The organism is Achromobacter sp. 46006 (assembly GCF_059761975.1).
Genome location: NZ_JCBANN010000042.1, coordinates 15,326 through 34,478, shown reverse-complemented (window position 1 = coordinate 34,478; position 19,153 = coordinate 15,326). Strand labels below are relative to the sequence as shown.

General features: G+C 66.9%; 17 protein-coding genes. 4 read left to right on the top strand and 13 right to left on the bottom strand.

Annotated features, from left to right (window positions below; all coding sequences use genetic code 11):
• The first annotated feature begins 227 nt into the window (after positions 1–227).
• The 3 genes from AC6LKG_RS18640 to AC6LKG_RS18630 all read left to right on the top strand — a co-directional run bounded on the left by AC6LKG_RS18640 (position 228) and on the right by AC6LKG_RS18630 (position 4,122).
• Positions 228–1,832, top strand: a complete 1,605-nt coding sequence (locus AC6LKG_RS18640) for a glucosamine inositolphosphorylceramide transferase family protein (protein WP_498166712.1) — start codon at positions 228–230, stop codon at positions 1,830–1,832.
• Positions 1,833–2,394: 562 nt separating this feature from the next.
• Positions 2,395–3,144: a response regulator transcription factor gene (locus AC6LKG_RS18635; protein WP_498166709.1), complete on the top strand. Its 750-nt coding sequence runs from the start codon at positions 2,395–2,397 to the stop codon at positions 3,142–3,144.
• Between the two features lie 306 nt (positions 3,145–3,450).
• Entirely contained in the window at positions 3,451–4,122 is a 672-nt protein-coding gene (locus tag AC6LKG_RS18630; RefSeq protein WP_498166706.1) for a helix-turn-helix transcriptional regulator, read from the top strand.
• Positions 4,123–4,191: 69 nt separating this feature from the next.
• Here AC6LKG_RS18630 and AC6LKG_RS18625 read toward each other — a convergent pair whose 3' ends face one another.
• The 13 genes from AC6LKG_RS18625 to AC6LKG_RS18565 all read right to left on the bottom strand — a co-directional run bounded on the left by AC6LKG_RS18625 (position 4,192) and on the right by AC6LKG_RS18565 (position 17,751).
• Positions 4,192–5,460 (bottom strand): glycosyltransferase WbuB, encoded by a 1,269-nt coding sequence (locus tag AC6LKG_RS18625; RefSeq protein WP_498166703.1) that lies wholly within the window; start codon positions 5,458–5,460, stop codon positions 4,192–4,194.
• On the bottom strand, positions 5,457–6,017 hold the full coding sequence (locus AC6LKG_RS18620) for a putative colanic acid biosynthesis acetyltransferase (protein WP_498166700.1): 561 nt from the start codon (positions 6,015–6,017) through the stop codon (positions 5,457–5,459). Before AC6LKG_RS18620 ends, AC6LKG_RS18625 begins: the two co-directional genes overlap by 4 nt.
• Positions 6,014–6,898, bottom strand: coding sequence for a glycosyltransferase family 2 protein (locus tag AC6LKG_RS18615; RefSeq protein WP_498166697.1), 885 nt, complete (start codon positions 6,896–6,898; stop codon positions 6,014–6,016). Before AC6LKG_RS18615 ends, AC6LKG_RS18620 begins: the two co-directional genes overlap by 4 nt.
• 13 nt (positions 6,899–6,911) lie before the next feature.
• On the bottom strand, positions 6,912–8,048 hold the full coding sequence (locus tag AC6LKG_RS18610; protein ID WP_498166694.1) for a glycosyltransferase: 1,137 nt from the start codon (positions 8,046–8,048) through the stop codon (positions 6,912–6,914).
• Positions 8,041–9,333 carry an O-antigen ligase family protein gene (locus AC6LKG_RS18605; protein ID WP_498166691.1) on the bottom strand — a complete coding sequence of 431 codons (1,293 nt, stop codon included), beginning with the start codon at positions 9,331–9,333 and terminating at the stop codon, positions 8,041–8,043. Before AC6LKG_RS18605 ends, AC6LKG_RS18610 begins: the two co-directional genes overlap by 8 nt.
• A 30-nt stretch (positions 9,334–9,363) precedes the next feature.
• Complete coding sequence (locus AC6LKG_RS18600; protein WP_498166688.1) at positions 9,364–10,281, bottom strand: glycosyltransferase family 2 protein; 918 nt, start codon at positions 10,279–10,281, stop codon at positions 9,364–9,366.
• A gap of 5 nt (positions 10,282–10,286) precedes the next feature.
• The gene (locus AC6LKG_RS18595; RefSeq protein WP_498166685.1) at positions 10,287–11,603 is read right to left on the bottom strand and encodes a lipopolysaccharide biosynthesis protein; all 1,317 of its coding nucleotides are present in this window, start codon (positions 11,601–11,603) and stop codon (positions 10,287–10,289) included.
• Between the two features lie 296 nt (positions 11,604–11,899).
• Positions 11,900–12,853: a GDP-L-fucose synthase family protein gene (locus AC6LKG_RS18590; protein ID WP_498166682.1), complete on the bottom strand. Its 954-nt coding sequence runs from the start codon at positions 12,851–12,853 to the stop codon at positions 11,900–11,902.
• Between the two features lie 6 nt (positions 12,854–12,859).
• Positions 12,860–13,969 carry a GDP-mannose 4,6-dehydratase gene (gmd, locus tag AC6LKG_RS18585; protein ID WP_006387741.1) on the bottom strand — a complete coding sequence of 370 codons (1,110 nt, stop codon included), beginning with the start codon at positions 13,967–13,969 and terminating at the stop codon, positions 12,860–12,862.
• A gap of 10 nt (positions 13,970–13,979) precedes the next feature.
• The gene (locus AC6LKG_RS18580) at positions 13,980–14,387 is read right to left on the bottom strand and encodes a VanZ family protein (RefSeq protein WP_175146593.1); all 408 of its coding nucleotides are present in this window, start codon (positions 14,385–14,387) and stop codon (positions 13,980–13,982) included.
• Positions 14,380–15,810, bottom strand: a complete 1,431-nt coding sequence (locus tag AC6LKG_RS18575; protein ID WP_498166678.1) for a mannose-1-phosphate guanylyltransferase/mannose-6-phosphate isomerase — start codon at positions 15,808–15,810, stop codon at positions 14,380–14,382. The genes AC6LKG_RS18580 and AC6LKG_RS18575 overlap by 8 nt, the downstream gene beginning before the upstream one ends.
• Positions 15,807–16,268: a GDP-mannose mannosyl hydrolase gene (locus AC6LKG_RS18570; RefSeq protein ID WP_498166740.1), complete on the bottom strand. Its 462-nt coding sequence runs from the start codon at positions 16,266–16,268 to the stop codon at positions 15,807–15,809. Before AC6LKG_RS18570 ends, AC6LKG_RS18575 begins: the two co-directional genes overlap by 4 nt.
• Positions 16,269–16,341: 73 nt before the next feature.
• Positions 16,342–17,751, bottom strand: coding sequence for an undecaprenyl-phosphate glucose phosphotransferase (locus AC6LKG_RS18565; protein ID WP_498166675.1), 1,410 nt, complete (start codon positions 17,749–17,751; stop codon positions 16,342–16,344).
• A gap of 247 nt (positions 17,752–17,998) precedes the next feature.
• Here AC6LKG_RS18565 and AC6LKG_RS18560 point away from each other — a divergent pair, with 247 nt between their 5' ends.
• The gene (locus tag AC6LKG_RS18560) at positions 17,999–19,135 is read left to right on the top strand and encodes a polysaccharide biosynthesis/export family protein (RefSeq protein WP_498166672.1); all 1,137 of its coding nucleotides are present in this window, start codon (positions 17,999–18,001) and stop codon (positions 19,133–19,135) included.
• The last annotated feature ends 18 nt before the right edge of the window (positions 19,136–19,153 follow it).

Here is a 19,153-nt window from a genome sequence, read left to right as displayed (position 1 = left end):
AGGGCGCGTGCCGTTGACCGGGAAAAAGTCGGACGCCTCGGCCAAACGGCGCTGCGCCGTTTGTCCTCGGCCAGCCGCCCTAGGTTGAAAGCGGTCTGGAAGGACGCGCCAAAACACCGCAGTATCAGCGCGAGGACTTGAGAGCGTGGCACCGTGGATGCGCCTGGCGAGCCCGATCGCCGTTCCGGTGCCGCAGGCCGATGCGCCCTGACACAGGAGCAGGAGATATGAAGACCTACAGAGTGGGGTTGTTGCTGGACGGGACCGACCAGCCCGGGTGGATCCACGACATGGTCGATTGGCTCACGCGCAGCCAGGACTTCGACATGGCCGCCCTGCTGGTGATGGAGAAGACCGGCGCCGAACCCCGGCTGGGTACCAAGGCGCTTTTCGGCACCCTGTCGCGGCTGGAGTCGCGCCTGCTGCCGGCGCGGCAGCGGCAGATGCTGGCCTGCCGCGACGTGCGCGATGGCCTGCCGGCATCGGTGGCGCTATTGCGCCTGCCGGCCGATCCGCGCGACGCTGGCCGCGACGATGGCGTGGCGGCGCTGGGCCTGGACCTGGTGATCATGCTGGGGGCGCTGCCGCTGGTGCCGCCGCTGCGCGCGCGCATGTCGGACTGGGCCAGACTCGGGATATGGCAGTTGAGTTATTCCGATATTGCGGTCTCGACCAGCCGCTACGCCGGGTTCTGGGAGGTCTATCAGCGCGAGGACCACACCACCGTCAAGCTGTGGCGGGTGGGCGCGAGCCTGGACGAGGACGCGCTGCTGGATCAGCGCAGTTTCAACACGGAAGTGTTCTGGCTGAAGAACCAGACGCGCGCTTTCAGCCTGGGCAATTTCATGGTGTACGACGCTTTGCTGGCGCTGGCGCGTGCGCGGCCGGGCGCGGCGCCGCCCGGCATGCAGATCATGAGCGGCCAGCGCCGCGACGACCCGGCCGAGTGGGACAGCGCCGCTTATATCGCGCGCCAGGCCTGGTTAATGGGGGATTTGATTGTGCGCCGCGTCATGGGACGCAATGTGCGTTGGCGGATTGGTATGTTTCCATCGATCCGGCAACAAGCGGTGGTGTCCGAGGCCATGGTTTTGCAGCCACCCAAGGGCAGATTCTTCGCAGATCCGTTTGTATATACCAGAGACGATAATCCGTATATTTTTTTCGAGGATTACGATTTTAATTCCCGCAAAGGCACGATTTCGGTCGCAACCTTTGAGGGCGGGGCTTTCCGGCTGCTGGGGACGGCCCTGAACCTGCCCTATCATTTATCGTTTCCGTATATATTCGAATACGAAGGTGTTACCTACATGGTGCCGGAAACCTGCGGAAACCGCAGCATAGAGTTATGGAAATGCACCGAATTTCCATTGAAATGGGAATTGGACATTACGCTTATGACCAATGTTTCGGCCGTTGATACGATTATATTCAAGCGCGGGGAATACTGGTGGTTATTAACCAATATCGACCGTACCGATGGCCAGAATCATTGCGACGAGTTATTCGCATTTTTTGCCGATTCGCCGCGCTCGACGCAATGGACGCCGCACGCCTGCAACCCCATCGTGCGCAACCCGATGCGCGCCCGCAACGCCGGCATCGTTGTCTCGCCTGCCGGAGAGGTGATCCGCTGCGCGCAGTACCAGGGCTTCTGCCACTACGGCAAGGGCGTTTCGCTCAATCGCATCGAAGAACTGTCGCCTTCGACCTACGTCGAGACCGATGGCGAAATTCACTACGCCAGTTTCCTGAGGAAGCGTCATGCTTCAATGCACCATTGGCATCATCAGGGGGGGCATACGGTATTTGACTTCGCCTATATGGAGTAAATGACGCCGCAGTCATTGATAATAAAAATGTTACCTATTTTGCGATTGCGGCTTTCCAGTCCAGGCTTAATGTGTCGACGGAAACAAGTAGACAAGCCTGCGCGCCAATCCGGCCTATTCCTGCAGTCCCTTGCGGCCCCCACGATGAGGCCTGAACCTGCCGGGCTGCGGCCCGGCAGCCGGCCCGTGCCGCGCTCGCGGCCACGGCTTGCCGAGGGGAAGCGGACAACGCCACGAAGGGGGACTCGGTAAAAACCCTAGCGGATGAAAGGATGATGGCGCGCTCTCATCCGGATTCACGAGGCTGATTTAAGGCTAACGAATGATTTCTGTTTTTGTCGGATTATATCGCCTGCAGTCGTCTTGATTTTGCCAATTTCGAACCATAAGATGGGTTCATGCCATCCGTTATGTTGGCTACGAAAGTCCCCAGCCCAAACGGCCCGGTACGGCTTCATTAGGTATTCCGGGATATTGCGGATTCCCCGCAGGGTTGGAAAAAAAATAGTCTTCAGCACAGCGAAGATCCCTTCTAGGCCCGTCGAACAACCGGGAGGACACCATGGCCAAGATGGTCCTGATTGAAGCTCATCCGCTACTGCGGCTGGGGTTGTGGCAGATTCTGAGCAAGTTGGACGATGTTTGGGAAATCGAGGGAATGGGGCTGGCCGATGTCTCCAAGGCCAGTGGCGCGCATACGGGCGCCGATCTGCTGATCTACGGCCTGCCCGTGGACAGCGAGGAGGCCTGGAGCACGCTGCATGAGATCCAGCGCGAATTGAGTCCCAAGCGGATCCTGCTGCTGACCGATGTCATGCCGCTGCCGATGCCGGTGCAGGGCCTGCCGGGCGCCAGTGTCTTCGGCTGCCTGATGAAGACGGCGTCGGTCGAGATCCTGGAAGCGGCGATCCGACTGGTCATGGCCGGCGGGCAGTGCTTTCCGAGCGAGCAGGCCTTGCAGGCCGCGCCGCAGGCCAGTTGCGCCCTGCCGGCGCGCGACCTGGACGACGGCGCGGGCAAAGGTTCCATGCCGGTCAGCGCCGGCGCCCAGTTGCTGCAGATCACGCCGCGCCAGTACGAAGTGCTGGTGCTGCTGGCGCGCGGTTACCCCATCAAGACCGTGAGCCGGATGCTGAATATTTCGGTCGCCACCGCCAAGACGCATGCCTGCACGCTTTACCAGCGCTTGCACGTCAAGAACAAGGGCGAAGCGGTGTACGCGGCGCTGCAACGCGGCGCCACGCTGGAATGGCATGAGCCGAGCGGCCGCGAAGCTGAGGCCGGGCAGCTCTACGGCCGCAAACTGGGCTAGGGGCGGGGCGGGCAACCCCGCCATCCCGCCTAGGGCATACTCACTGCGTCATCGGCGGTCGCCGTGTCGCAGCCTTCCTCCTCCAATCATCCTCCTGCACGAGATTCAGCGAACGTAGCCGCTGATAGCATGGGTTGTGTCCGCAAGCATGGTTGAGATGGCGCATCACAATGCGCGCCAGCACGATGCCACGCAGCGGACGAGATTCCCGTGAGCCTGGCCAGGCGCAGGAACCGCCGTTGCCGCCGAGCGCGGCCGTGCCATGGGAACCGTGTCTGGACCCTGCGTCACAAGGTTCCCTCCGGGATGACAACCGTTCTAATCGAAGACTACGCTCTGCTTCGTGTCGCCATCCAGCATGTGCTGGAGCGTGTGCGGAACGCCGAGGACATTCTGGCGATTTCGCCAGCCCATCTCGCCAATATGCAAGGTTCGATCAACCGGCCAGTGGAACTGCTGGTGGTTGGCTGCAGCGGCGTTGCCGAGCCCGATATCGGCCTGTTGTCGCAGGCGATGGCGCTGTTCATGCCACGGCTGGTGCTGGCGCTGTACGCGGTGCTGGACCAGAACGTGATGGCGGCGTGCGCCCGTGCCGGCGTGGCCGGCTATCTGCCCAAGGCATCCAGCCCCGACGCCCTGGCCGCCGCCGTCAGCCTGGTGCTGGCGGGTGGGGAATGCTACCCGCAACCGCTGCCCCGGCCATTGGGGACTTCGCAGGCGCCGCTGCAGGAATTGCGCGAGCTGACACAGCGGCAGGAGGAGATCCTGCAACTGCTGGTGCAAGGCAAGACGATGCGCGAAATCGGCCAGCAGGTCGGCATTTCGGTGGCCACGGTGAAGAGCCACGCGCGCACCCTGTACTGGAAGCTGAACGCGCGCAACCAGGCCGAGGCCGCGTATATCGCGGTGCAGATGGGGTTGGTGCGCGGAGGGACGGGGGCGCCCGCGGGCGTGGGCAAGGGCGATGACACGCCCTAGGGCCGGTTCGCGCCGCAAGGCGCCCGACCGTGCGCAACGGACCTGGGCGCGCCGGGCGGCGCGGCCTTTTCAGCGGCGGGCGTCGCGCCGGGCGGGGGCCGCGTCGGCGGCGGGGGGACCCCGGCGCGCGATCGCGGCGAACGCGCGCTCGGCGGCGGCCAGCACCGTATCCACGTGCAGATGATCGAGCGCATAGCTGCGCGCCGCGGCGCCCAGCGTCTCGCGGATCTGCGCGTTGTTGGCCAGCTTGCGCACCGCCTCGGCCATGGCGGCGGCGTCCTCGGGCGGCGTCACCAGACCGCAATGCGCCACCACGCCGGCCAGTTCGGTGCCGCGCGCGGCGCCGCACACCACCGGGCGGCCGCTGGCCAGCATGCCGGTCAGCTTGGACGGCATGACCAGGTCGGCCGCGCCGGCCCGCTGCGGCAGCAGGTGGATATCGGCGGTGTTCAGCAGCGCGCCCAGCCGCGCAGCGGGCTGCAGGTCCAGAAAGCGCACCCGCGCCAGGCCCTGGCATTGCGCCTGCAGCGGGGCGCGTTCGGGGCCCTGGCCGCAGAACACGAACCACAGCGAGCCCTGTTGTTCCAGCAGGCGGGCCACCTCGGCCAGCGTCTGCAGGCCCTGTTTGCCGCCCATATTGCCCGAATACAGCGCCACCACGGCGTCGGCCGGAATGCCGAGTTCGGCGCGCAGGTCGCCATCGAGGCCGGGCGCGATGGCCTCGACGTCGATCCAGTTTGGCAGCAGCACCGCCCGCGCCGGATCCACGCCCTTGTACAGGGCCAGGTCGAGCATGCGGCCGGAAATGGTCGAGACGCGGTCGAAGCGCCGCATCAGCCAGCGTTCGGCGCGGCGCACGGCCGCGCGCAGCCAGGCGCCCTTGAGCAGACCCAGATCGAACGCCGCGTCCACCTCATAGTCCTGGATGTGCAGCCAGGCGCGGGCCCCGCACAGGCGCGCGGCCAGCCAGGCGGCCGGCGCGCAGAACAGGGCGGGCTCGACCACCACGATCAGGTCGGGGCGGCCGGCCGCGGCGCGCAGCAGCGACGGCAGGCTGGAGAGCGCGAAGCTGGCCAGGTGCAGCAGGCGCTTGGCGCCGCCGGGCCGGGCCGGCACCCACAGCGGCGCGCGCCGCACGTCGACGCCGGCGCGCGTCTCGCGCTGGTAGCGGCCGGCGCGGTAGCCGTCGTGCACGCGCCATTGCGGGTAATAGGGTGGCGCGGTGACGACGCTGACCTGATGGCCGCGCGCGGCCAGCCATTCGGCCAGCTCGGCGCTGTACTTGCCGATGCCGGTCAGCTCCGGCGCGTAGTTGATGCCGTACAGGAGGATCTTCATGCCGGCGGCGCCACGCGGGGACGGACGGGACGGCAGGGGTTGCCGTGGCACACCATCGCCGGCGGCAGGCTGCGGAACACCGAGCTGCGTGCGCCGACCACGGCTTCGCGCCCCACCGTGACGCCCGGGCCGATGAAGACATCGGTGGCGACCCAGGCGCCGTCCTCGATGCGCACGGCGCGCTCGCGCAGCGGAAAGTCCGGCTGCGCCGCATCGTGGTCGGCCGCGCACAGATAGCTGCGCTGCGACACCACGGCGTGCGCGCCGATATGGATAGGCCCCAGGCTGTAGATCACCGCATCGTCGCCGATCCAGGCATAGTCGCCGATCGTCACCTTCCAGGGATAGGTGACCGTGGCGCTGGGTCGGATCAGTACCTTGCGGCCGACCCGCGCGCCGAAGCAGCGCAGCAGCCAGCGGCGAAAGCCGTAGGCCACTTGCGGCGACCAGCGGAACAGCGAACCCTGCACCAGCCACCACAACTGCACCGTCAGCGCCGAGCGGCCGCGCTGGCCGGGCGCCAGGGAAAACTGGTCGAGCCGTTGCAGCGCGCTCATTTGGCGACCCCGCTGAGCGCATCGCCTTGCGCGGGATCGGCAGCCAGGCGGGCCTGGCGGATTTCCTCGGTCTTGATGCGGATCTGCCAGTAGTACATGGCGCGCGCCACCGCGTAGTCGAAGCCGGCGCGGCCATCCAGAAATCCCAGGCGCAGCAGGTAGGAATGCAGGAACGCGACCGGCGCCTTGAAGGGCATGGCCTGGAACAGCCGCTTGAGCAGCGCGCGCGCGCCGACGTTGGCCTCGCGCGGATCGTTCATCAGGCCCTTGGTGCGCAGATTGGCTTCCCAGTCGGAATAGCGGTTGTGCTTGTCGAAATAGTGGTAGAGCGAATCGTGGTCGTTGTGCACCATGCGCTCGCGCAGCGCGAAGGTCTCGCCGCGAACCTGCGGCTGGTAGTGACCCTCGACCTCCCACATGTGGGCCACGTCCAGGTCGTCGTAGTCCAGGAAGCGCGACTGGTCGCGCGCCAGCAGCGCCAGCTTGTAGACGCGGTGGCCGTGGCGCAGCTTGCGGCCGCAGAACACGTAGTCGAACGGCACGAAGGCGCCGCCCGCGCCGGCGGCAAAGCGCGGCAGGGCGGCGCGGATCTCGGCGGCCAGCTCGGGCGTCATTTCCTCGTCGGCGTCGACGTACAGCACCACCGGATGCGTGAACGGCAACTGTTCCAGGCACCACTGCTTCTTCTTCGGATACTTGCCATTCCATTGGAAATTGCTGACCTTGGCGCCGAGCGCGGTTGCCATGGCGCAGGTGGCGTCGGTGCTGTTGGAATCGACCACGAAGACTTCGTCGAAGTCGGCCAGCGCCTTCAGGCACTTGGCGATATTGCGTTCCTCGTTCTTCGTCATGACGACGACGGATACCGGTATCTTGGACATGATGCTTTCCTGTTCAGGACGCGCCGCGCCGCATCAGCGGCTGGAACAAATCGATGACGTCGCGGCAGTGCCGCTCCAGTGAAAAAGCGTCGGCGCGCGCCGGGCCATCGGCCGCCAGCCGCTCGCGCATGCGGCCGTCGTAGGCCAGCCGGCGCACCGCCGCCGCCAGGGCCGCCGCATCGCCCACCGGCACCAGCAGTCCGTAGCGGCCCGCGTCGAGGATTTCGGCGGGGCCGTGCGGACAATCGGTGGAAATGACCGGCACGCCCAGGCAAAGCGCCTCGACCAGCACGTTGCCGAAACTCTCGCGCACCGAGGTCAGGGCGAAGGCGCCGGCGCCGGCGATCACGGGAAACGGGTTGTCGATGTGGCCGGCCAGGGTGACCGGGCTGCGCGAGGGGCGGGCATCGATGCGCCGTTGCAGGGCGCCGTGCTCGGAGCCTTCGCCCAGGATGGTGAAGTGGATGCCGGGGTCGTCCAGCAGGGCGGCTGCGTCGATCAGGGTGGCATAGTCCTTGACCGCCTCCAGCCGGCCCACCGCGACCACGTGGTAGGGCGCGGCGGCGTCGGCCCGCGCCGGGGCCTGACGGCTGGCGCTCTGCTCGCGCACCTCATCGAGCGGCACGCCGTTGTAGATGGTGCGCACCTTGCCCCGCAACGGCGGGAACATGCTGACCAGGTCTTCCTTGACGCCGCGCGAGACGCCCACGACGGCGTCGTGGCGGCGATAGGTCTGGCTTACCAGCCAGCATTTCAGGCGCCGCATGCGCGAGGCGCCGTAGTGGATGGCCGGGCTGCTGTGCTCGAAGGCCACGGTGGCGAAGTCGCCGCGCAACACCTTCTTGGCCAGCACCACCAGCATGTTGCACAGCAGGCCGTGCGAGCAGACGATGGCCGGACGCTCGCGGCGGATCTGCGCCACCAGGCGCGCGAATGCCAGCGGCAGCCGCAGCCGCAGCGCGGTGGGCGATTCGTTCACCGGCAGCGCCCGCGTCACGCGCGGATTGGCAACCGGGTATTCGCGGTTGCGCGAGCGCAGCAGGAACAGCGAGGCCTCGACGCCCCGTTCGGGCAGGGCGTCGGCGATGAAGGCGACACATCTTCCCACGCCGCCGTGCAGGTCGGGCGCGACGAACAGGACATCAGGCATGAGGCATTACTCGCGATGACGGCCGGCGCGCGGAGTCCGGACGGGGGCTGGGCGCCGCGGGCGCCGGCGTGGGCACGGGCATGGCCCGGGCATTGCGGATGAGCGACAGGCAATAGCACAGCAGGAATCCGGTGAATGCGGTCTTGGGGGCATAGGCCAGGCCGCCGGACAGCGAATCGACGAAGATGTAGATCGGCGCCGTGGCCAGCAGGTAGCGCCGGTGCAGTTCCAGGCCGGGATGGACGTAGCGCCGCGACAACGACAGCAGCAGGATCAGCAGGGGCGGCAGCATGATCATCACCGTGCCGACGATGCCGAACTTCATCAGGTAGAAGGCCCAGGAGTTGTGCGCGAAGGTGCTCAGCTCGAAGCCGTTCTCGCCCATCACCCAACTGCGAAAGCCCGCGCCCTTGCCGAACACCGGGCTTTCCGCGAACGAATCCATCTGCCCCTGCATCTCCTGGATGCGGGCGCCGTAGCTGGAGTCCTCGTCGAGCCGTTCGACGCTGAAGATGCGGTTGCTCAGCACGTCCAGGTAGCCGATGCTGGCGAATACCAGCACCCCGGCCACCGCCGCCGGCGCGAAGATCAGCACCACGCGGCGGCGGATCTCCGGGCCCGAGCCCAGCATCATCGCCAGCAGCACCGACACCATCAACTGCAGGTACTGGCTGCGGTTCAGCGAGAAAACCAGCGCCAGCAGCATGTAGACCGTGAGCGCATAGGCCTTGGGGCCGGACACGTTGAGCGTCTTGCGGAAGTACAGCAGCGACACCACCCCGAACGGAATCGCCCAGACGCCCAGGCGCACATTGCGCAGCGGATTGGCCACGCTGAAGCCCTGCAATTGCTCCAGCAGCATCAGTGTGGCCACGGCCAGGCAGGCCGCCACGATGTACTTCTGCAGCACCGCGTAGGCGGCTGGGCTGTCGATGTCCTTGTAGCAAAGGAACGGCACGCTCAGGAAGTAGAAGACGATGCGCAGGTCGCGCGCCACGTCGCCGGTCTCGATGCCGGGGTGATGCAGCGACACCAGCAGCAGGTAGACCACCGACAGCACCTGCATGCCCAGCAGCATGCCCAGCGCCCCGCGTGGCAGGGCGTAGGAGGCCGGATCGGCCAGCCGCAGGGCCTTGACGGCGAGGATGGCCACGAACAGCACATCGAAGGGCGACAACTTGAAACTGCCCACCCCCAGGATGAAATGGTCGTCGTTCAGCGCCAGCGCGGTGAAGGCGAACAATCCCAGCAGGTGCAGCGTGGAAAGGCGGCGGTGCGGATGCATGGCGGCTCCGTGGGCTGGGAAGGAATGGGGTCAGTGCGCGGCCCAGTCGTCGCGTCCGAACAGCTTGATGGCGAGCTTCTCGACCAGGTACGACAGATCGCCCTGGCGCGCATGCGCCGCCACTTGCGAGGCGCGGCACGACAGCCCGAACAGCTTGCCCATGCCGGGTTCGGTGCGGCGGATGCGGTCGACGATCTGTTCGCGTTCTTCCAGCAGCACGTCCTGCATCAGCGCGGTCTTGGTCTCGTCATGGGCGGTGTAGACGCCCATGGCGTCCGGCACGATCAGGTTCCTGCCCTCGCGCAGCAGCCGGCTCCACAGTTCCAGATCCATGCAGTAGCGCATGCTCTCCTGCAGCAGGCCGTGTTTGCGCAGCAAGTCGCGGCGGAAGATGGCCGACTGGTTCGGGATCGAGGCCTTGACCACCGTCAGCGTGCCGCGGTTGACCGGGGTGTAATGGATCTTGCGGAAGATGCGGTTGTCGGCATCGGCCACGAACAGATTGCCGCTGATGATCGGCGCCCGGCCCCGGGCCGCCGCCGCGCCCAGCTTGCGCAGCGCGCCGGGGTAGTAAAGGTCGTCGGAATTCTGCCAGCCGACATAGTCGCCGGTGGCGCGTTCGAAGCCCTTGTTGATGGCGTGCGACTGACCGCGGTCGGGCGCGCTTTCCCAGTAGCTCAGGTAGCGCTCGTACTTGCGGATGATGTCGACGCTGCCGTCGGTGGAGCCGCCGTCGATGATGATGTATTCGAGCCGCGGATAGCCCTGGTTCAGCACCGAAATGATGGTGCGCTCCAGGAACCGGGCCTGGTTGTACGAGGGCGTCACGATGGTCAGCTTGGGCAGCAGGCCGCCGGCGATGGGCGCGGGCGGACGCAGCTCGCTGACGAAATCGATGAGCTGACGCGAGTACTCATTGTGGCGCTTGCGCATATGGGACCTCAGCATGATGGCTACCGGGTGGCCGCAGGCAGGGCGCCCGGGTAGTCGGGCCGGGATTGACGGATGGCGAGCGCCACGCCGGCCAGCGTGATCGCCGCGTAGGCCATGCGGCCCCAGGCGGCGGCGTGCTCGCCCGCGGCCTGCACCAGGAAGGCCATGACGCACAGCATGGCCAGGCCGCCCAGGCCGTTCAGAATCGCCACCGCCCGCGAGTTGCCCAGGCCCAGCAGCGAAAAGTGCGCGGCCGCGTTCAGGGACAGCAGGCCCGAGGCGATGATCAGCAGGCGGAACGTGCCCAGGTGGCCCGCCGCCACGGCGTGGCCGAGCAGCAGGTCCAGCAGCGGCTGGCTGACCGCCAGCACCGCCAGCGTGGCGCCGGCCGACAGCAGCAGGTTCCACAGCATCAGGCGGCGGATTTCCTCCTCGGCCGCGCCGGGATGCGGCGGCGCGGCGCTCAGGCGGCTGACGCGCGGCATGGCCTTCTGGAAGATCGCCACCGAGGCGGTGTGGATCATCTGGCCGACTTGCACGCCGACGGTGTAGATGGCCAGCGCCGCCGGCCCCATCAGGCTGCCCACCAGCACCCGGTCGACCGAGCCGAACGCCAGCGCGCTCAGGCTGTTGAGCCAGGACCAGCGCGAGAACCGAAATGCATCGAGCATGGCGCCGCGATCGCGTACCGGACGCACCAGCACGTGGGCGTAGCGGCGCGCGAACACGCGCATCTTGACCGAACCGGCCAGCAGCAGGCCGAGCGCCTGGGCCAGGCCGGTCCAGGTGGGCGAGGCCGTCAGCCAGGCGGTGGCGCAAGCCAGGGCCATGGTGCCGCTGCGGCTGACCAGCTCGCACAGCGCGGTGGCGCGGAAGTCCTCGCGGCCCTTCAGGCAGCCCGACATCAACTGGTCGTATTGCTGCGTCAGGTAGACGGCCAGCGCCGGCATGGCCAGCAGGGTGACGGCCACGCCGCCGAAGGTGGCGGCGGGCCAGCCCCACCACACGCCCAGCCACAGCAGCGCCGCCGCCAGCGTCACCACGCCCAGCGCGCAGCCGATCAGCGACATGGCCACGCCGGCCGCGCGGTAGGCGCCGCCGGGTTCGTGCATGCGCTCGGACACCAGCTTGGTGGCGGTGACGGCGGCGCCCAGGTTGGCGGCGTTGCCGAAGCCGGCCAGCGCGATGATCATCGAGTACTGGCCGAATCCCACCGTGCCCAGTTGGCGGAACAGGATGGGCAGCGCCACCAGCGCCGCGACGGGGCCGATGCCGTATTCCACCAGCCCCCAGAACGAGGCATTGCCGGCGACGTGCTTCCTGATGAGTCGGTACATTGGAATGCCTGTTCTCGATAGGCGTGGTTAGGGTCTGTTCACACTGAAAGGAGCCTCGCACAGGCCGGTAATCGGCCGCCAGGCTAGGCGTGGTCGCTGCCGCGTGGCTGTGCCACGCAAGGTGAGCGCAACGACGCCTGGCGGCCGATTACCGGCCTGCCCGAAGGGTGAGTACCCAAATGAGCGCCTCTCAGCGTTGCGAATGCTCGCCGGGGACCTGCCACGACTGCGCTTCGCGCCTTGATAGTCACTCATTTGGGTACTCATGCGAGGCTCCTTTCAGTGTGAACAGGCCCTCAGGCCACGGGCAGCGGTTGGCGCGCCTGTTCGCGCAGGAAGTGGCCATAGGCCAGCGTCACGCCGTGATTCAGGGCAATCTCCGGCTTCCAGCCGAGCGCGCGCACGCGGGACGAATCCATCAGCTTGCGCGGCGTGCCGTCGGGCTTGCTGGCGTCGTAGGCGATGTTGCCCCGGTAGCCGACCACCTGCGCCACCACCCGCGCCAGTTCGGCGATCGACAGGTCTTCGCCGGCGCCGATGTTGTAGATGCCGTCGGCCGACGGCGTTTCCATCAGCATGACGCAGGCCCGCGCCAGATCGTCCACGTACAGGAACTCTCGCAGCGGCTTGCCGCTGCCCCACAGGGTGACGCTGTCCAGGCCGGCCTCGCGGCCTTCGTGGAACTTGCGGATCAGCGCCGGCAGCACGTGGCTGCTGTGCAGGTCGTAGTTGTCGTGCGGACCGTACAGATTGGTCGGCATGGCGCAGATGAAGCGCGCGCCATATTGCCGCTGGTAGGCCTCGCACAGCTTCAGGCCGGCGATCTTGGCGATGGCGTAGGGCTCGTTGGTGGCCTCCAGCGGACCGGTCAGCAGCGCGTCCTCGCGGATCGGCTGCGGCGCCTCGCGCGGGTAGATGCAGGACGACCCCAGGAATAGCAGCTTGCGCACGCCGGCCGCGTAGGCGGCGCGGATCACGTTGCACTGGATCATCAGGTTGCGGTAGAGGAAGTCCACCGGATGGTTCTGGTTGGCCAGGATGCCGCCGACCTTGGCGGCGGCCAGGTACACCACGTCGACCGGCGTGGTCGAGAAGAAGCGGTGCACCTGGTTCTGGTTTTCCAGGTCCAGTTCGCTATGGCTGCGCGTGATGATGTCGCGGTAGCCGCGCTCCTGCAGCTCGCGCACCAGGGCGGCGCCCACCATGCCGCGATGGCCCGCCACGAACACGCGTTGGTCCGGATTGCTCATGGCGGACTACTCCTTGTAGGCGTAGATTTCGTAGCCGTTCTGTTCCACCAGCGCATCGCGCCGGGCGTCCTTCAGGTCGCTTTCCACCATTTCCTTGACCAGCTGGGCGAAGCTGGTGCGCGGCGACCAGCCGAGCTTTTCGCGCGCCTTGGTCGGGTCGCCCAGCAGGGTCTCGACCTCGGTCGGACGGAAGTAGCGCGGGTCGACCCGCACGATGACCTGACCGGGCTTGATGTCGTGCACCGGGCTGAACAGCACGGTGGCGGTCTCTTCCAGCCCTTCGCCTTCCCAGGCCAGCAGGATGCCCAGCTCGCGCGCGGCGGTGTTGATGAACTCGCGCACGCTGTACTGCATGCCGGTGGCGATGACATAGTCCTCCGGCGTGTCCTGCTGCAGCATCAGCCACTGCATTTCGACGTAGTCGCGCGCGTGGCCCCAGTCGCGCAGCGCCGACAGGTTGCCCAGGTACAGGCATTCCTGCAGGCCCAGCACGATGCGCGCCAGGCCGCGGGTGATCTTGCGCGTCACGAAGGTTTCGCCGCGCTTGGGCGATTCGTGGTTGAACAGGATGCCATTGCAGGCATACATGCCGTAGGCCTCGCGGTAGTTGACGCTGATCCAGTAGGCGTACAGCTTGGCGGCGGCGTAGGGGCTGCGCGGATAGAACGGCGTGGTTTCCTTTTGCGGGGTTTCCTGCACCAGCCCGTACAGCTCCGAGGTCGAGGCCTGGTAGAAGCGCGCCTTGTCCTCCAGCTTGAGGATGCGGATGGCTTCCAGCAGGCGCAGGGTGCCCAGGCCGTCGGCGTTGGCGGTGTATTCCGGCTCCTCGAACGACACCCCGACGTGGCTCTGCGCCGCCAGGTTGTAGATCTCGTCGGGCTGCACCGATTGCACGATGCGGATCAGGCTGCAGGAGTCGGTCATGTCACCGTGGTGCAGCACGAAGTTGCGCGGCTGGTCATGCGGATCCTGGTACAGGTGGTCGATGCGCGCGGTGTTGAACAGCGACGCGCGCCGCTTGATGCCGTGGACTTCATAGCCCTTGGCCAGCAGGAACTCGGCCAGGTAAGCGCCGTCCTGGCCGGTGACGCCGGTAATCAGTGCCCGTTTTGGCATGGTTTTATCCTTAAGACTTAGTCACTGCACGAAAAGAGCCGAAGGCTGCGGAACCGATGTTCAACGAGATTACTGTCGCACCCGCCGCAGAGATATCGGCCAAAAGGTCTAAGAGTTCGGCCTGTCGATAGGCAAAAAAGGACTGGATGCCTTCGTCCAGCGCACCCAGGGCGGAGACGGCCAGCAGCGCCGTCAGCCCTGGCCGCCGCTGCACCGAGAGGTAGACCAGCACGGTCAGGAAGGCATAGGCCGCCAGGTGCAGGCGCTTGTCGCCGAACGCGTCGGACATCTCGGCGGCCAGCCCCGGCAGGTTGCCCACCGTCACCAGGGTGACGAAGAACAGCGCCGCCAGCGGCAGGCAGATCCGGGCCAGGCCCGGCCGCCAAAAGGATGAGGCCGCGCGCCGGGGGTCAGACACGGCCGTACATGTCCTGGAAGCGGACGATGTCGTCCTCGCCCAGATAGGCGCCGGACTGCACCTCGATGATTTCCAGCGGGATCTTGCCGGGGTTCTCCAGGCTGTGGATTTCGCCCAGGGGGATGTAGGTCGACTGGTTTTCGGTCAGCAGATACTGCTTGTCGCCGTTGTAGATGCGCGCCGTGCCCGACACCACCACCCAGTGCTCGGCGCGATGGTGGTGCATCTGCGACGACAGGCGCGCGCCGGGTTTGACCGTGATGCGCTTGACCTGGTAGCGCGGGCCCTGGCCGACCGAGTCGTACGACCCCCACGGGCGCTGCACCTCGCGGTGGTGATTCAGTTCGCTGCGATGCTGCACCTTGAACGCCTCCACCAGCCGCTTGACGTCCTGCGAGCGGGTCTTGTGCGCCACCAGCACGGCGTCGGCGGTCTCGATCACCACGATGTCGTCCAGCCCGACCGAGGCCACCAGCCGGCTGGTCGAATGGATCAGGCAGTTGCGCGAGTCCTCGACCATTACGTCGCCGCTGGTGGAGTTGCCCTCGGCGGTCTTGCGGGCGATGCCCCAGACCGCGTCCCAGGCGCCGACGTCGCTCCACGGCGCGGCCAGCGGGATCACCACGGCGCTGTCGGTGCGTTCCATGATGGCGTAGTCCATCGAGTCGCTGGGGCAGGCCTCGAAGGCCGGGCCGTCCAACTGGAACAGCGCCTGCTCGCCGTGGCCGCCGGCCACCGCCGCGCGCACCTGTTCCAGGATGCGCGGCGCCAGCCGCTCCAGCTCGGCCAGGAAGACCGAGGCCTGGAAGGCGAACATGCCGCTGTTCCAGTAGTAGCCGCCATCCTCGATGAAGCGCTGCGCCACTTCGGGCGAGGGCTTTTCGACGAAGCGCCGCACCTTGCAGGCCGGCGCCAGGGCGCCGGGCTCCGCGGCCTGGATATAACCGTAGCCGCTCAGGGGCGCCGTGGGGGTGATGCCGAAGGTCACCAGCGCGCCCTGGCGCGCGGCCTGGTAGGCCTGGGCGAAGGCGGCGGCCAGCACCGGTCCGTCCTCCAGCACGTGGTCGGACGGCATGATCAGCATCACCGGGTCCTCGCCGTCGCGCATGGCGCGCAGGGTGGCGGCGGCGATGGCGGGCGCGGTGTTGCGGGCGAACGGCTCCAGCACGATCTCGGCATCCTGGATGCCCAGTTCCAGCGCCTGTTCGGCGGCGATGTAGCGGTGGGCGTCGTTGCAAACGAGCATGGGGCGCGCCTGGGCGCCGGCCGACTCCAGCCGCAGCAGGGTGTTTTGCAGCAGGCTGCGGTCATCGGTCAAACGGATGAACTGCTTGGGCAGCAGCTCGCGCGACAGCGGCCACAGGCGCGAGCCGGAGCCGCCGCAGAGGATGACGGCCCGGTACGGGGGAGGAGGGTTGGTCATGGCGCTGACTCCTTGAAGTAGGCCTGGGTGTAGGGGTGGGCGCCGGGGTCGGCGGCGATGGCCGCCGCGGGCTGCCAGCGGTAGCGACGGTGCTGGCCGAGCGGCAGGCTGGCCGCGTCCAGCGTCGACTCGGCCTCATAGGCGAGGACGATGTAATGGGTGGAGCGGCCGGGTTCGCCGGCGAAATTGGTGCCATAGAAGTGTTCGTACACGCCACGCGGGCGCCAGGCCTGTGGCGGCAACGTCACGCCCAGTTCCTCGCGGGCGATGCGCTGCAGCGCGCGCGACAGGGTTTCGTTCTTGCGGATGCGGCCGCCCGGCACGAACCAGCTGCCCTGGGCCGGCGGGTTGCTGCGCAGGCCGGTCAGGTAGCGGCCGTCGGCATCGCGCAACAGCAGGTCGATGGACACCAGCGGCAGCATCTCCACCGCGCGGCGGAAGTCATCCTCGGCCAGCAGGCCGGGCGGCGGCGCGGCGGGGGCGGGCGCCGGGCGCGCGCGCGACGGCACGATCAGGGGCCAGCCCAGCGGTTCAATAGACATTTCGCCCCGTCCATCCGGAGACCGCCGTGCGGGCGATGATCATCAGGTCCATCCGGAACGTCCAGTGCTGGATGTAGTAGATGTCGTGCTCGACGCGGTCGCTCATCTTGCGCAGCGTGTCGGTCTGGCCGCGCAAGCCGTTGACCTGGGCCCAGCCGGTGATGCCCGGCTTGACGCGGTGCCGCATCATGTAGCGCTGCACCAGGTCCTTGTACAGTTCGTTGTGCTCGAGCGCATGCGGGCGCGGGCCGACCACCGACATGTCGCCACGCAAGACGTTCAGGAATTGCGGCAGCTCGTCCAGGCTGGTGCGGCGCAGGAAGCCGCCGATGCGGGTGACGCGCGCATCGTTGCGGGTGGCCTGCGTGACCACGCCGTGCTCCTGGTGCACGGTCATGGTGCGGAACTTGTAGACGTGGAACACCTTGCCGTCCACGCCCAGGCGCGGCTGGGTGAACAGCACCGGCCCGCGCGAGGTCAGCTTGACCAGGCAGGCCACCGTCAGCATCAGCGGCGACAGCCCGATCAGCGCGCACAGCGCGAAACTGCGGTCGAAGGCCTCCTTGGCCAGGCCGCGCACACCGGCGGCCGGCAGACTGTTGAGCTGGATCGCCGGCAGCCCGAGGAACTCCCCGATGCGGTGGCCCAGGAGCTGGATCGACATCACATCGGGAATCCAGCGGATGTCGACCAGGTCATTGCGCAGGTGGTAGAGCACTTCGCGCAGTTCCTGGCCGGCCTCCATCGGCAGCACGATCCAGACTTCGCGCACGTTGTGCTCACGCACGAAGGCGTGCAGCGCGTCCAGTTCGTGCAGGCGCCGCACCTGCGGCGGCAGGATCTCGTGCGGTTCGGCATAGATGCCCGCGACTTCGTAGCCAGCCTCGCGGTAGCGCTCGACGCGGCGCCACAGGTCATGGCCGAGCGCGCCGAACCCCACCAGCAGCACGCGCTTGCGGTTCAGGCCGCGGTCGCGCGCCGCGCCCAGGACGGCGTAGACCGCCAGGCGTACTCCGGCCAGCGCCACGGCGGCCGACCCATACCAGGTTGCCGCCCACAGGCGCGATACCGACGCGCTCTGGTGCATCAGGAAGCTGACCAGGATGCCCAGCGCGAACACCAGCGACCAGGCCGTCAGGCTGCGCACGATCAGGTCGGTCAGGCGCCGCCCGCGCCACGAGACGTACAGGCTGAAAGCGGGAAACAGGGCGACCGCCCCCAGGCCGCACAGATAGATCAGGAACAGATGGATCTGCGGAGGATCCACCACCGCCTCGTCCGAGAACTTCAGCTCGGTGACGGCCAGGCCGCAGATGATGATGATCGCCGCGTCCAGCAGGCGATACAGATAGCCGGATCGGTTCGACCTGCTCGACGTGTCCGTGAGGGACGGGTCCATCGCGTACTCCTTTGCTCGGAGAGTCGCCCTGCGGCCGCGGGGACAACAACGGTGCACCGCCGCAAAGCATGGGGCTACCGGGGAAATCTTATTGAGTGCCCGGCGCACCCGAAACCTCCAAACGATGTAGGAGAAGGCTTAGGGCATCCGTCGAATGTGCGGGGCCGGGAAAAGAGAGTGGAATGTCGCAACCCGTTACGCATCGGGCTCCTTTCCAAGCAACGAAGTCATTCACAGTGGATTCGCCATGACGACATTTATCGGAACGTTGGGCCGAGCCATCGCTGCCATCGCGCTCGTGTCCTCGCTGGGCGCCTGCGCCCTCTCTCCCGGCATGACTTTCGATGCCAAGCATCGGGTCGATCCGCTCGACCCCAACTCGGTGGCCGAGGTCAAGGAAATCACGCCCAGCCTGGTGCTGGAAGACAACCGCGCGCGCCTCGCGCTGCTGGACAACGATGGGGTTTCACACCTGGTCGACAAGGCCGAGCCATACCGCATCGGCCCCGGGGACATCCTGTCGATCGTGGTCTGGGACCACCCCGAACTCGTGCTTCCGACGCAAACCTACGCCATTGGCACTGGGGTGACCGAACTCGCCATTGGGGATACCGCCTCGGGCATTCCGGGGTATACGGTCTCGTCCTCCGGATATATCCAATTTCCCTATACGGGACTGCTGAAAGTGGCGGGGTTGACGGAACTTCAGGCGCGCAATCTCATAGTCAACAGTTCGGGTAAGTACATCCAGGATCCGCAGATCACGGTGCGCGTGCTGGGCTATCGCAGCAAACGGGTCTACGTCGAAGGCGAGGTGAAGACGCCGGGTACCGTCGCGATCAATGACATTCCCATGACCCTGATGGAAGCGATCAATCGAGCGGGCGGCGTACTGCCCACGGGGGACCGCAGCAGTGTCTATGTCATCCGCGCGGGCCGCAAGACGCGTGTGAACCTGCCCGCCCTGATCGACCGCGGCCAGGACCTGAACCAGGTCATGCTGAAGTCGGGCGACATCGTCAGGGTGACGCCGCGCGACGAAAGCAAGGTGTTCGTGACCGGCGAAGTGACCACGCCGGCCACGATCGTGATGCGCGATGGCAGGTTGACGTTGAACGAAGCGCTGGGCGTGGCGGGAGGGCCCAACCAGTTGACTGCGGACTCGTCGCAGGTGTTTGTGGTGCGCAGTACCGAGCAGGCGACGCCGCTGGTGTTCCATCTGAACGCGGCTTCGCCGCAGGCATACGCGGTGGCGGAGAAGTTCGAGTTGCAACCCAAGGACGTCGTCTTCGTGGATACGGCGGCGCTGGTGCGGTGGAACCGCTTCATCAGCAACCTGTTCCCGAGCGCGCAAACGGTGCAGACCGTGCATTCAATCAAGTAGTCGACCCTCGGGTCCGTC

What these genes read in the sequence shown, in the direction of transcription:
- AC6LKG_RS18575 (WP_498166678.1), bottom strand. Translation starts at nt 15,810, where the DNA reads ATGACCAACCCTCCTCCCCCGTACCGGGCCGTCATCCTCTGCGGCGGC.
- AC6LKG_RS18595 (WP_498166685.1), bottom strand. Translation starts at nt 11,603, where the DNA reads ATGTACCGACTCATCAGGAAGCACGTCGCCGGCAATGCCTCGTTCTGG.
- AC6LKG_RS18605 (WP_498166691.1), bottom strand. Translation starts at nt 9,333, where the DNA reads ATGCATCCGCACCGCCGCCTTTCCACGCTGCACCTGCTGGGATTGTTC.
- AC6LKG_RS18640 (WP_498166712.1), top strand. Translation starts at nt 228, where the DNA reads ATGAAGACCTACAGAGTGGGGTTGTTGCTGGACGGGACCGACCAGCCC.
- AC6LKG_RS18625 (WP_498166703.1), bottom strand. Translation starts at nt 5,460, where the DNA reads ATGAAGATCCTCCTGTACGGCATCAACTACGCGCCGGAGCTGACCGGC.
- AC6LKG_RS18620 (WP_498166700.1), bottom strand. Translation starts at nt 6,017, where the DNA reads ATGAGCGCGCTGCAACGGCTCGACCAGTTTTCCCTGGCGCCCGGCCAG.
- AC6LKG_RS18615 (WP_498166697.1), bottom strand. Translation starts at nt 6,898, where the DNA reads ATGTCCAAGATACCGGTATCCGTCGTCGTCATGACGAAGAACGAGGAA.
- AC6LKG_RS18590 (WP_498166682.1), bottom strand. Translation starts at nt 12,853, where the DNA reads ATGAGCAATCCGGACCAACGCGTGTTCGTGGCGGGCCATCGCGGCATG.
- AC6LKG_RS18630 (WP_498166706.1), top strand. Translation starts at nt 3,451, where the DNA reads ATGACAACCGTTCTAATCGAAGACTACGCTCTGCTTCGTGTCGCCATC.
- gmd (WP_006387741.1), bottom strand. Translation starts at nt 13,969, where the DNA reads ATGCCAAAACGGGCACTGATTACCGGCGTCACCGGCCAGGACGGCGCT.
- AC6LKG_RS18565 (WP_498166675.1), bottom strand. Translation starts at nt 17,751, where the DNA reads ATGGACCCGTCCCTCACGGACACGTCGAGCAGGTCGAACCGATCCGGC.
- AC6LKG_RS18560 (WP_498166672.1), top strand. Translation starts at nt 17,999, where the DNA reads ATGACGACATTTATCGGAACGTTGGGCCGAGCCATCGCTGCCATCGCG.
- AC6LKG_RS18610 (WP_498166694.1), bottom strand. Translation starts at nt 8,048, where the DNA reads ATGCCTGATGTCCTGTTCGTCGCGCCCGACCTGCACGGCGGCGTGGGA.
- AC6LKG_RS18600 (WP_498166688.1), bottom strand. Translation starts at nt 10,281, where the DNA reads ATGCTGAGGTCCCATATGCGCAAGCGCCACAATGAGTACTCGCGTCAG.
- AC6LKG_RS18635 (WP_498166709.1), top strand. Translation starts at nt 2,395, where the DNA reads ATGGCCAAGATGGTCCTGATTGAAGCTCATCCGCTACTGCGGCTGGGG.